This is a genomic window from Acinetobacter sp. LoGeW2-3, from assembly GCF_002688565.1.
Lineage (GTDB): Bacteria > Pseudomonadota > Gammaproteobacteria > Pseudomonadales > Moraxellaceae > Acinetobacter.
Map to the genome: position 1 here is coordinate 2336646 of NZ_CP024011.1, position 13022 is coordinate 2349667.

Below are 13022 nucleotides of genomic sequence, written 5' to 3' on the forward strand. Positions count from 1 at the left end.
TTTTACATGGGCATCCGCATTACAGGTACTGGTCTGTTTCATCCGACAGATTTCATTACCAATGAAGAGTTAGTTGAAAGTTTAAATGCTTATGTGGAACAGTATAACCAGGATAATGCTGACAAAATCGCTGCGGGCGAAATTGAAGCATTGCGTGGTTCAAGTGCAGAATTTATTGAAAAAGCTTCTGGCATCAAACGCCGTTATGTAGCTGAGAAAACCGGTATTCTGGATCCAAAACGTCTTCGTCCTTTGTTACATGAACGTTCAAATGAAGAACTGTCTATTCAGGCAGAGTGGGGCGTGGCTGCAGCAAAACAGGCGATGGAAAATGCAGGTGTAACTGCAGAAGACATCGATGTTGTGATTTTATCATGTTCAAATATTCAACGTGCTTATCCAGCGCTTGCCATTGAAATCCAAACCGCTTTGGGCATCCAAGGCTATGCATATGACATGAATGTTGCATGTTCTGCAGCAACTTTTGGGATCAAACAAGCGGCTGATGCGATCAAGTCTGGCGCGCGCCGTGTATTGCTGATCAATGTTGAAATCACCTCTGGTCATACCGATTTCCGTTCACGTGACTGTCACTTCATTTTCGGTGATGTAGCGACCGCTTCAATCATTGAAGACACTGAGACTAAAACTGGTTTCGAAGTTGAAGATATCGAACTATTCACGCAGTTCTCGAATAACATCCGTAACAACTTCGGCTATCTAAACATGAGCGAAGTGGATGCTGATATCGACAATAACCGTTTCCGTCAGGACGGTCGTAAGGTGTTCAAAGAAGTTTGTCCACTGGTTGCCAAGATGATCACCAAGCAACTGGAAAAGAATCAAATTGAACCAACCAATGTAAAACGTTTCTGGTTGCACCAGGCGAACGTGAACATGAATGAATTGATCCTGAAACTGATCGTGGGTAAAGAACACGCCAAGTCAGAATTGGTTCCATTGATTCTGGATGAGTTCGCAAATACATCTTCAGCGGGTGTGATCATTGCATTACACCGTACTGCACATGAAGTGAATGACGGTGAATATGGCGTATTGTGTTCATTCGGTGCGGGCTACTCTGTAGGCTCAATCCTGGTGAAAAAGCACGTCGCTTAAGCCGGAGCAGACATCTTGCAAGTGAAGCATGATGCAGCCTGGATCAAACGCCTAAGCGGATTGTCCAAGCTGTATTTCACGCCGACCTTTTTGGGCGCTGAGCATATCGATGCTTCACGACCTGCAATGTATGTCGGTAATCATTCGATCTATGGGGTGTTTGATTCACCGATGATTATTGATTACCTGTACAACGAACATAAAGTGGCTGTGGTTAGTATTGCGGATCACAGCCATTTTTATATTCCGCTGTGGCGTGAAATCTTCAAGAAGTTCGGTGCGATTGATGGCGTGCAGGAATATGTGCGCAAAGTCATGCGTCAGGGCTATTCGATTCTGGTCTTTCCGGGCGGTGGACGTGAAGTCCTGAAACGCGAAGGCGAGCAGTACCAGCTGATCTGGAAACAGCGCTATGGCTTTTTAAAGCTGGCCCAAGAGTTTGACTACGATATCATCCCGTTTGCCGCGCTTGGCGGTGATGAAATATTCGAGATTGGTTTTGATGCCCGTCAGGTCGTAGAAAATAAATATTTTCAGAAACTCCTCAAAGTCCCTACACTGAATAAACTTTTGCGTAAAGGCGATGTCATTCCTTCCTTGCCGAAAAATCTGTTTCCCAAGCGTCTACCTTTCTATTTTCAGTTTCAGCCATCGTTATCAATCTCTGCTATACAAAACCAAGACGATATGACCCTATTCCGGGATCAGATTCAGCAACAGATCTATCAGGCACTTGAAGAATTAAAAAATATCCGGGAATCTGAGCTGCAATCGAATTCCTCATAAAATAAAAATGAAGGCTAAATGCGTGTTGTTTGTCTGATTTATTTTATTTTGTGATTTATCTTTCTATCTAAACTGCATTACTGGTCTGTGTCAGGCGGCTCGAATATGCTTAAATGGGTTCATAGTCCATTTTAGGTGCGTGTATGGAACAGGAGAGTTTAGTACCGCAGTATCAGCAGCTCGCCCGGCAGTTGCTCCGTATTTCACATCGCTTACATGATATTTATCAGGATCAGTGGGATATTGTGGGGGATTTAACCGCTCAGAATATGTTTAAACTGGATCATGAGCAATATCGGATTGTCTTGGCAAATGGTCTGTTTCATATTCAGCTGAATACACCTCAGCATGTTGAGCAGGGTATAGCCCAATGTCTGGCTGAACCCCATTTCCGTGTGCGGCATCATAAGTCAGAAAGTCTGGAAGAATTTTTTCTACAGGATATCTATTTCCTGACTGGTGATTTAAAACCTCAGCATTCTCTATTCTTGCGTGATAAAGCCCAGCAGTTACGCAAGCTATTGATCGAACAAGTCTATGAATGGGTCAATGGATCTGCACGTGTGCTGAAATTCTTACAGCAACTCTCCGCGGTACAGGCGGAAATCATTGATCATCTGATGATAAAAGCAGGGCTATATACCACGCCCGTGATGAGCGATTATGTCTTACATGGACAGGATATTCCTCAACATATCTTGCAGCAAATGCAGAAGATTTTTTCCTTAGAATATTTAACGCCTCCTGACTTTCTCTCAATTCAAGGACTGATGTGCAGTCTGGATGAATTCTGTTTTAGCGCAGCACAGTTCTTGCATCCTGCAATTTACCGGATTATGAGTTTGTCCTTTGAGGAGCGCTTTAATCTGCATGAGCTCAATGATCATGTAAATGACATTGAGCTCTTGTTTAGACATGCGCTAGAGCATCGCAATATGCTGGGTTTTGTGCGCTTGATGAATCGTGATACATGGGGACGAGATGATCTGCTCAGCAAGAAGCATTTCCTAGAAAATAATCATCAGCTCTGGCAGAAAAAAGTCGCGAAATTGCCTTTGTTTGACTGTAATCGGGTGGTTAACTGGCTGTTTAAGCAATCTGCTGAAGTACTGGACTGGATTAGTATGAATATCCAGCACAGCAGTGTGCGTGTTGCTGTTACAGCGATCAGCTTTGTGGATACGCATCAGATTCATCCACAGGTCCTACTGTCGACTTTGCAATATTTTCAATATGCTTCGGCACGGTTATTTATTCATAGCGCGCATCAGCATGCCATACAGCATAAATGGTTTACTCATTCTGATAATCAATCCGTAGTATTAAAAGGAACACGTCAGGCGATTGATGATCAGCGTGTCGCGATCAGTCCTTCAATTCTGTATCTGGATGAATGGATCGGCTTGATGCGTGATGTGGTCAAGATGGATGACTGCGCGACCAAGAAGGTTTATCTGGGCTTAAGTCGAGTGATGCAGGCTTATATGCAGCATTTGCATAAAGCGACTGCACATTTGCCTGAAGCAGTACAGCAATATATCTGGCCATCTACCCAGCAGAACCGCGATTTTTATACTGAGCTACAGCGTTATCGGATTCAACTGACTGAATTTCGGCAGCTGTTTTATCTGCAAGATGCCAATGTGCGTGAATCGCTCTTTGATAGTTATGTACGTGACTATCTGGCTGAATATTTTATGATTCATAAGGACATTCCAAAGAGCCTGACCTGGAAAGGATTATTTATTCAAGCAGTTGCCTGGCATGACCAGATCCAGAAGCAGGAAATTATTGCCCGGCTGAAAAAGGACTTTGCACTTAAAGACTGGAAAAGTCTGACGGATGAAGCAAGTTTTTATTATTTTGACTGGAAATTTGAGGAGCTGAAAAATATCGATCAGATTATTGAGGAAGCAAAGATATTCCGGAATTGTCTGGCGGCCAGTTATGCACAGCGAATCATTGAAGGGGAGTATGTCGCTTTCCATGTCAGCCATACAGAGTTATCTTCACCACTGCTCTTGGGCTGTCATGTGCGAGATCGGGAAATTATTTTCGATCAGCTGGAATATCCCAATAACCAGAAAGCAGATCTGCAATATATCAATATGGCAATTCATTTCACTACCTGGTTTAACAGGCGACTGCATACGTCGTGTCAGACTCCCGATTTGAACCTGAATACTTAACTTTTGCTAGAAAAGTCGTTAGGCTATAGCCGTTCTTTCACGGTATAGGTCATATGAAACAGGAAACTGCACTCAAATTACTCAAAGCGGGCGAAAATGTATTTTTAACAGGCTCGGCTGGTGCGGGGAAAACCTATACCCTGAATCAATATATCAATTATTTAAAAGCGCGTAAGGTATCTGTCGCTATTACAGCCTCTACAGGGATTGCCGCCACGCATATGAATGGCATGACGATTCATACCTGGGCGGGTATCGGGATCAAGGATTTCTTGTCAGAAGAAGACCTGAAACGCATGAAAGAGCGCAAATACCTGAAGGAACACCTGGAAAATGCGCAGGTATTAATTATCGACGAGATTTCCATGCTGCATGCCAAGCAGCTGAATCTGGTCAATCAGGTACTCAAATATTTCAAAGAATCTGATGAAGCTTTTGGTGGGATTCAGGTCATTGTGGCCGGGGATTTCTTTCAGTTACCGCCTGTAGGCAAAAATGATGAACGTAACCGGGATAAATTCTGCTTTATGTCGGATGCCTGGGTCGAAGCGAAATTCCGAGTTTGCTATCTGACTGAACAGCACCGTCAGGGCAATGACTATCTGAATGATATTCTGAATGCGATTCGTGCGCAGGCGATTGGTACAGAGCACCGAACTGCCTTGCAAGGAACGCGTCATCAGGAGATTGGCGAAACCTATACCCGTTTGTATACCCATAATATGGATGTGGACAGCATTAATTTCCGACACTTAAATGAAATTGATAATGAACCACGCCAGTTTGATGCTCAGTGTGATGGCAATGACAAGCTGATTGAAACCTTGAAATCTTCAGTGCGTGCCCCAGAAACCCTGACTTTGAAAAAACATGCCAAAGTGATGTTTGTCAAAAACAACTTTGATCTGGGTTATATCAATGGCAGCTTGGGTGAAGTCATTGGCTTTGAAGAAGACGATGAATTTGGTGTATTGCCTAAAGTCAAACTGACAGATGGAACGACTTTGCTGGTAGAGCCAGAAACCTGGTCTGTGGACAATGAAGCGGGTAAGACCATTGCCAGTTTTCAGCAGATTCCATTACGTCTGGCATGGGCGATTACTATTCATAAATCACAGGGGATGACGCTGGAAGCTGCCGAAATTGACCTGAGCCATACCTTTGAAAAAGGTCAGGGCTATGTGGCACTTTCCCGGTTAAAAACTCTAGATGGTTTACGCCTGAAAGGCTTTAATGAACAGGCACTGGAACTGGATAGTCTGGCCATTAAGGCAGACCGTCGTTTTCAGGAATTATCGAGTGAAGCCGAAGAGCATTTTGAAAATATCGATTTAACCAAGCAGCACAATGCCTTTATTCGTCATTGTGGCGGTACGCTGAATGAAACTGAAATTCAGCGTAATGAGAAGAAACTGGCGAAAAATGGTGGTAAGCAAAATTATGCGGCTGCAACGTTAGATGAAACTCGCGAGCTGTTTGAATCGGGTTATGATATTGCTGACATCGCTACTGAGCGTGGCTTAACCCCGGCAACGATTATTAATCATCTGGGCCGACTGCAAAAAGAGCAAGGTTTAGATATCTCTGTGGCTCATCCAGGTGAAGAAGTCGTTGAGCAGGTACGTAAGATTTATAAACGCCTGACTAAGCGTCAAAATTCGGATCATTTCAATGATGATGGATCTATTAAACTGCGTCCGATTGTGGAATTGACCAGTCCACGTATGGGTTATGATCAGGTGCGTTTGGCTTTACTGTTTGTTGAATAAATTCTATGAGGTTTAAGGTTAGATGCGATGACCTTGGTTATTAAAAAGCTCTAAGCAATCACTCGCGCATAATAAAGGGATTAATTTTAAGTTGTGATGGGTAGCGACCTCTTACTTTTGAAAGATGAACGGTACTGCTGTGCAAGGTAACAAAAATCTTTTGTTAGATTGAAGGCGCATCCTAAGCTAGCTTTAAGCACTGCTTTAAAGCTCGCGCAAGGCAATTCAACGAGCGACCTCCATGTCGCTAATCATGTGATTTGATATCGAAATATTTTTAGAAATTCTAGAAGGATGGATGTTTGAGTTAGTGTTAACTAAATAGGAATTTTATTTCAAACTTATTGCGTACTAATCAATAACGACAAAATCCCAGCGGCAATCAAAGGTCCGACCGGAACACCTCTTAAAAAAGCCACACCTGCAACAGTCCCAATCAATAAGCCAGTAACCACATTGGGTTGATTGGTCATCAGTTTCACTCCACGGCCACCTAACCAGGCGACAAAGATCCCTACTGCAATTGCCAGTAAAGATTTCCAGCTCAAAAAGGATTTTAGAATACTGTCACCTGAAATTTTGCCACTGGCAATTGGCGCCAATACGCCAATAGTTAAAATAATCACCCCGATATTCAGGCCATGCGTCTGGACATAGGGTAGCATTTCATTCAGTGGGGTAATTTTTAAGACTAATAACACACCGGCCGCAATGGTCACAGCGGTATTGTGGCTGAAGATACCACAGGCCAGTAAAATCAAAAGAACCAGCAAATTCAGATCAAATTGAGGCATAAGAGAGGAGTTGAGAGAATAATCACGCTATTGTAGCGATTTTCAGCAACCGAGACTAACCCTATATAAAGCTGAATCGAGCACACAGTTTCAGTATAGAATAAAGCCTGAATGAAATAGTAGAGATTGAGATTCATGCTTCTGGAAAAGATGTTGCAGTCACAAGGTTTTGGCTCGCGTAAGTATTGCCAGCAACTGATCAAGAATGGCGCTGTGAGCATCCAGGGGGAAGTGATCGATAATCCAAAGCATAAACTGGATCTGAATCAACTGGAATTCAATGTGTATGACGAAACATATCAATACCGGGAAAAAGTTTATATTGTCTTAAATAAACCACAAGGTTATGAATGTTCGCATCAGGCAACCCATCATTTCAGCGTGTTTGATTTGTTTGATGATCTACTCATGAATCGTGGTATCCAGTGTGTGGGGCGATTGGATCAGGACACAACAGGTTTGCTGTTACTGACTGATGATGGTCAATTTTTGCAGGCATTAACCCATCCTAAAAAGCATGTTGCCAAGGTTTATCAAATGGAGACGGTTGATCCTGTTACAGATGAACAGATCCAGCAATTGCAACAAGGTGTCGAGCTGCGCAATGAAAAAGGTATTTATGCGGCAACTGATGTGATCCGCTTGGATGAAAAATCCTTACAAATGACAGTACATCAAGGTGTGTATCATCAGGTGAAACGTATGCTAGCCGCCGTAGGCAATAAAGTAGAAAAGCTGCACCGTGCTCAAATCGGACAACTCGTACTGAATGATCTACCTGAAGGCGAGTGGATCTATCTGACTGAAGAGCAAGTTACACAAGCTAAATTTCGAGCTGAATAAGCACTAGGGTTTATTTAAGGAAACAATGGAAAGTAACAAATTCATCATCCCGCATAAATCCCATGGATTCATAAAGTTGATGCGATTGATGGTTGTTTTTCTGTGTTTCCAGGCTAATGCGTAGTGCATTTTCATGCCGGGCAAATAAAATTGCAGTATCAATCAATTGTCGTGCTGCGCCATGACGACGATAAGGCGGGCTGATATAGACATCATCCAGTACATAAAAGCTTGAACACGCCACTGAGGAAAATCTGAGATAAAGTAGAATAAATCCAGTAACGATATCATCCTTGGTATTGATAAAAATCACCGTTTGCTGATCTTCAAAACGCTGTTTTAGAAACTGATAGGAAAGTTCCTGATTCGAAGAAGCACCATAAAACTGGCGATATTCATCAAATAAAACTGAAAGTTTTTGTAGGTCTTCTACCTGAGCACGTCGAACAAGCATCCATTACTCCATGTCTGTTTATTATTATGTATGCATGGAGCATAACGAAGTTTGGGGAGATGTAGCGTACGAAATTGTTTGAAAATGCGACAGTGTTAAATTTTGTCACTCTCGCCAAGAATGGCATTCAGTTCTTCAAATAAATCAAAATGATCGTCATCAGCATGCAGATCCAATGCTTCTTGTTCTGCACTGTCTGCAATCAAACCAGCAGAGGCAGGTTTAGATTCATTTTGTTTTAGTTTACGTAACTTGATCAGTTGTTCAAGGTTGATATTTTGATTCTCAATCGAGAAGGGGATAGATTTCGTTAGTACCACCTGCTTGAAAAACAGTCGAACTGCTTGTGCTGGTGTGATCCCTAATTGCTTAAATACGGCAAAGGCTTGTTTCTTTTCTTGAGAATCTAGGCGTATTTGGTAGACTTCAGTTTTTCTCATAATATATTCAAGACTTTAAAATACTTAACTTTTCGCATTCATTTTAATCCATTACATTTGAAATACAATCCTTATACGAAGCAATTCTGAAAATAAATCGTAATGACAGCTACATTACAGTGTCAGCACTTGCTCGGAAGAAAATTGCATCAATTGCTGGGTGATTGGGTCAATAAACTCGATATGTTTGGCTAATAATTGCAAAGGCGCAGAAAAATCATCTTCTGCTTTATGTGCAACACTAGGATAAAACGGATCATTCAGAATCGGTATACCCAAAAAGTTTAAGTGCACGCGTAATTGATGCTGTTTCCCGGTATGTGGTTTTAATTCGTATTTGGCTAACTGATCTTGCTGTTCTAATAACGTGATTTCGGTTTCACTATTGGCTTCCCCTTCCAAAACCTGCATCGTATAGAAAGGTTCTCCTTTATCCATACGCAGACGCACAATCTGTGGAAAGTTAAGTTCCTTGCGGTGACCTGCAATGGCATGATAGGTCTTTTGTACTTGGCGTGTTGCAAATAGCTGTTGATACAGTCCGCGTGAGGCTAAATTTTTGGATATCAATACCACCCCAGCAGTTTCACGATCCAGTCGATGTATTGGGGTTAAATGTTCAATCCCAGTCTGTTTCTTTAGGCGCACCAACAAGGTTTCCTGTACATATTGTCCAGTCGGACTCATGGTCAGAAAATGCGGTTTATCAATCACCATAAAGTCATCATTTTCGAACAGGATTTGATGTTCAAAAGGCACATGAATTTCATGTGCTAAAAAGCGATAATAAAAACAGTGGCTATTCGCCTGAAAAGGGCTATCTATATTTAATTTATTTCCCTGCGCATCATATACCAGACCGTCCTGGAAACGGGATTGCCATTCGCTGGCTTTAATATGTGAAAACTCTGTACATAAATAATCGTAGACTGTTGCAGCAGTTGAAGGTTGCAAGAAAACTTTGCTGGCACTGACGCCATTCATCATCGGTGGGGTAAATTCAGCAGCAGTATTCATGTAGGTCGGTGAATCTCGGTCAGGAAACAAATGCTATGAAAAAATACAGTTTCTCATGCAGTGGAATAGGCTTTTAAACTGCGGCGATGCTATCATATTTGTTCCTTTGAATCATGTCGTGAGTCATATGCCTTATTCATTTACCGTCACTTTAAATCATGAAGAAGACACCCAGCAGCTGGCCAAAGTATTGGCAGCCAATTTTAGTACGGGAGTGATCTATCTGATCGGTGATCTGGGGGCAGGAAAGACAACATTGACACGCTATTATTTGCAGCAGCTCGGTCATCAGGGTTCAGTCAAAAGTCCAACGTATACACTGGTAGAACCTTATAATATTCAAGGGAAAGATATTTTCCACTTTGATTTGTACCGTTTGAATGACCCCTATGAACTGGAACTGATGGGTATTCGGGATTATCTTGAAACGCCAAATGCATTATTCTTGTTTGAATGGCCTTCTAAGGGCGGTGATGAAATACCTGAAGCCGATCTGGTCATTGAAATCCTTAAATCCGAAGATGAGTTAACCCGTACAGCAACGTTGACTTCATCAAACTCAGCATTACAACAGGCCTTGGAGCAGCAATTCCCACATGTCGAATGATTTAAGCGTACGCCGTATCCGTTCACTTGACCCTGCGTTGGCGAACCAGATTGCAGCAGGTGAAGTGATTGAACGACCTGCATCCGTAGTGAAAGAGTTGCTCGAAAACTCGATTGATGCGGGCGCGACTGAACTGATTATCCGTGTGGAACAGGGCGGCAGTACACTGATTGAAATTATTGACAATGGTCGTGGGATTCATCCAGAAGACTTAGCGCTAGCGGTAATGCGTCATGCCACCAGTAAAATTCAGACGGCTGAAGAATTGCATGCCATTACCAGTCTGGGCTTCCGTGGTGAGGCACTCGCTTCAATTGCAGCGGTATCGCGTTTAACTTTAATCAGTAGTCAAAGTGAAGATGGCATCGGCTATCAGGTTGAAGTTAATGGTACTGCTTTTGACCATCAGGAAATTCAGGCGGTTGCCACTTCACGCGGTACGCATATCCGGGTGCAGGATCTGTTCTTTAATGTCCCGGCGCGCCGTAAATTCCTGAAAAAACCGGGAACTGAATTTGGGCATATTGAAGAGATTGTCCGCCGTCTGGCGCTGACCCATTTCGATATCCGGTTTGTGCTGGAACATAATGAAAGTATCAAGCTGAATTTGCCTGTTGCAGACAGTGGTGCATTACGTTTCCAGCGTGTACAGCAATTATTGGGTCGCCAGTTTACTGAAAATGCTTACTGGATCGATGCAGATAGTATCAACATGCGTTTATCAGGCTGGTTGGGTCATCCTTCTGATGCGCGTGCGCAAGCCGATATGCAATATGTCTATGTAAATGGGCGTATCGTACGAGACAAGACTATTTCGCATGCTTTACGTATGGCTTATGATGGAATTCTGCATGGGCATCAGCATGCAGCATATCTACTGTTTCTGGAAGTGGATCAGGAAAATATTGATGTCAATGTGCATCCGACCAAACATGAAATTCGTTTCTTAAATCAGCGTGAAGTACATGAATTTGTACGTCACTATGCCAAGGAAACTTTGGCACAGTTCCAGACCGCAACAGCTGATCTGGCTGAAGCCATGAAAACTGAGCAGGAATCTGTACAGCTTACGCCACAGCCACGTTATCAAGAACAGTTTAGCCTGCATCAGGCTGCACAACCGTCCCATGCAGAAGCTTATGCAGTTCAGCAGCATGCGCATCCGCAGAATACTCATCAATATGTAGCAGCCGAAACTTCGGATGTGTTGACTGATTTTGAATCATCTCGACCGCAGACCGTACATTATGCACAGGATTACACCAAGTCTTATGGTGGTTCACAACAGCTGAATAATGCTTTGAAAAGTTATTTAGCGCCACTGAGAGAAAATTCTGAAACTGAGCAGCAGAGTTCTGAGCAGTCTTTCCAGGCGCATGTACAGACCAAAGTCGATGAGCATCCTTTAGGAATTGCGATTGCCCAGTTGCATGGGATTTATATTCTGGCACAGAACACAGAAGGCTTGATTATTGTGGATATGCATGCAGCGCACGAGCGTATCGTACTACAACAAATGAAATCTGCATGGGATAAACCGGAATTCTGGACCTCACAACAGCTTTTGATCCCAAAAGTGGTGTCTATCAGTCGTATGCAAGCTATGCGCGTGGAAGAGTTGAAAGAGCAGCTGGCCCGATTTGGTCTAGAGATCGACCAATATGGTGATGAGCAGGTGATTGTACGTGGCGTTCCAGCGATCCTGCATAAGGCTGATTTTGATGCTCTGATTCCTGAATTGCTCGATGATCTGGATCCGACAGATCAGGCACAAGGTCTGTTGCAAAAGCGTGACCAGATCCTGGCAGGTATGGCCTGTCATGGCGCTGTACGTGCACATCGTATTCTACGCTTGTCTGAAATGAATGCTTTATTACGTCAGATGGAACAAACCGAATTTGCCAGCCAGTGCAATCATGGTCGCCCGACTTGGCGTGCTTTCCCACTGGCACAACTAGATAAACTTTTTGCTCGAGGAGAGTAGTGGTACATGTCAAATCAATTGCCGGTCATCAATTTAATGGGACCAACTGCAAGTGGTAAAACCGCTTTGGCATGTGAACTTTATGAGCAAGGAAATTTTGAACTGATTTCTGTCGATTCTGCGCTGGTTTACCGTGAAATGGACATAGGTACAGCCAAGCCCACTAAAGCTGAACTGGAGCAGTATCCGCATCATCTGATCGATATTATTAGCCCGCTAGAAGTGTACTCTGCAGCAAACTTTGTTGAAGATGCTTGTTGGCTGATTGATGATATGCATGCACGTGGTAAAACCCCAATTTTGGTTGGTGGTACTATGTTGTATTTTAAAGCTTTACTCGAAGGTTTGTCTGATAATTTGCCAAGTGCAGATTATGCGGTGCGTGCAGAAATTGAAGCAAAGGCCGAGCAAGAAGGCTGGGAAGCGGTCTATGCGGAATTATGTGCTGTAGACTCACTTGCAGGTCAAAAATTTAAAGTGAGTGACAAACAGCGTATTATTCGTGCTTTAGAAGTCTATAAACTGACAGGGCTACCAATAACAAAACTACAAGCAGAACAACCAAAAAATCAACCATATCGATACAGTTTTCATAATTACGCGCTAATACCAGACCGAGTAGAATTACATAAGCGTATTGAAAAACGATTAGAGATTATGTGGAAAATCGGTTTTTTAAATGAAGTAGAAAACTTGATGAAAAAATACGATTTCGATGAGAATCTTCCATCTATGCGTTCCGTTGGTTATCGTCAGGCGATCGAATTTTTAAAAAAGCGTGATCGAAGTATTGAAAAACAGCGAGAAATGGAAGACAAGGCATTGTTTGCAACACGACAACTTGCTAAACGTCAATACACATGGTTAAGATCTTTGCAAGATAAGCATAAATTTACTACATATTTTACCGCACAGCAGGCTCAAGAAGACTTGCGAAACTGTTACGGATAAAGCAAAATTTACAGACTATCTTTTTTATAATTTTTAATTGAAAAATAAAGATAGTTTTTTGCGCTGATT

The 13022-nt window shown here is 42.7% G+C and carries 12 protein-coding genes; 8 read left to right on the forward strand and 4 right to left on the reverse strand.

Going from position 1 to position 13022, the window contains the following annotated elements; translation table 11 throughout:
* Positions 1-6: 6 nt before the first annotated feature.
* The 4 genes from BS636_RS11325 (at position 7) to BS636_RS11340 (ending at position 5863) form a co-directional block, all read left to right on the forward strand.
* Complete coding sequence (locus BS636_RS11325; RefSeq protein WP_099338856.1) at positions 7-1119, forward strand: beta-ketoacyl-ACP synthase III; 1113 nt, start codon at positions 7-9, stop codon at positions 1117-1119.
* A gap of 15 nt (positions 1120-1134) precedes the next feature.
* Positions 1135-1905: a lysophospholipid acyltransferase family protein gene (locus BS636_RS11330; RefSeq protein ID WP_099338857.1), complete on the forward strand. Its 771-nt coding sequence runs from the start codon at positions 1135-1137 to the stop codon at positions 1903-1905.
* Between the two features lie 143 nt (positions 1906-2048).
* Positions 2049-4094: a hypothetical protein gene (locus BS636_RS11335; RefSeq protein ID WP_099338858.1), complete on the forward strand. Its 2046-nt coding sequence runs from the start codon at positions 2049-2051 to the stop codon at positions 4092-4094.
* Positions 4095-4147: 53 nt separating this feature from the next.
* Positions 4148-5863 (forward strand): AAA family ATPase, encoded by a 1716-nt coding sequence (locus tag BS636_RS11340; RefSeq protein ID WP_099338859.1) that lies wholly within the window; start codon positions 4148-4150, stop codon positions 5861-5863.
* 341 nt (positions 5864-6204) lie between these two features.
* Here BS636_RS11340 and BS636_RS11345 read toward each other — a convergent pair whose 3' ends face one another.
* Complete coding sequence (locus tag BS636_RS11345) at positions 6205-6657, reverse strand: DUF441 domain-containing protein (protein WP_099338860.1); 453 nt, start codon at positions 6655-6657, stop codon at positions 6205-6207.
* 135 nt (positions 6658-6792) lie between these two features.
* Between BS636_RS11345 and BS636_RS11350 the strand changes: the two genes are divergently transcribed.
* Positions 6793-7500 (forward strand): pseudouridine synthase, encoded by a 708-nt coding sequence (locus BS636_RS11350; protein ID WP_099338861.1) that lies wholly within the window; start codon positions 6793-6795, stop codon positions 7498-7500.
* A gap of 10 nt (positions 7501-7510) precedes the next feature.
* On the opposite strand, the gene BS636_RS11355 is transcribed toward BS636_RS11350, so the two are convergent.
* From BS636_RS11355 to BS636_RS11365, 3 genes are all read right to left on the reverse strand, one after another.
* On the reverse strand, positions 7511-7954 hold the full coding sequence (locus tag BS636_RS11355; RefSeq protein ID WP_099338862.1) for a GNAT family N-acetyltransferase: 444 nt from the start codon (positions 7952-7954) through the stop codon (positions 7511-7513).
* A 95-nt stretch (positions 7955-8049) separates the two neighbouring features.
* Complete coding sequence (locus BS636_RS11360; protein ID WP_099338863.1) at positions 8050-8394, reverse strand: type II toxin-antitoxin system RelB/DinJ family antitoxin; 345 nt, start codon at positions 8392-8394, stop codon at positions 8050-8052.
* Positions 8395-8508: 114 nt separating this feature from the next.
* On the reverse strand, positions 8509-9411 hold the full coding sequence (locus BS636_RS11365) for a pseudouridine synthase (protein ID WP_099338864.1): 903 nt from the start codon (positions 9409-9411) through the stop codon (positions 8509-8511).
* Between the two features lie 127 nt (positions 9412-9538).
* Here BS636_RS11365 and tsaE point away from each other — a divergent pair, with 127 nt between their 5' ends.
* The 3 genes from tsaE to miaA are packed head-to-tail and all read left to right on the forward strand — an operon-like array spanning position 9539 to position 12953.
* Complete coding sequence (tsaE, locus tag BS636_RS11370) at positions 9539-10018, forward strand: tRNA (adenosine(37)-N6)-threonylcarbamoyltransferase complex ATPase subunit type 1 TsaE (protein WP_099338865.1); 480 nt, start codon at positions 9539-9541, stop codon at positions 10016-10018.
* Positions 10008-12002 (forward strand): DNA mismatch repair endonuclease MutL, encoded by a 1995-nt coding sequence (gene mutL / locus BS636_RS11375; RefSeq protein ID WP_099338866.1) that lies wholly within the window; start codon positions 10008-10010, stop codon positions 12000-12002. Before tsaE ends, mutL begins: the two co-directional genes overlap by 11 nt.
* A 6-nt stretch (positions 12003-12008) precedes the next feature.
* A complete protein-coding gene (gene miaA / locus BS636_RS11380) occupies positions 12009-12953 on the forward strand; it encodes a tRNA (adenosine(37)-N6)-dimethylallyltransferase MiaA (protein WP_099338867.1) in 945 nt (314 codons plus the stop codon).
* Positions 12954-13022 lie beyond the last annotated feature (69 nt).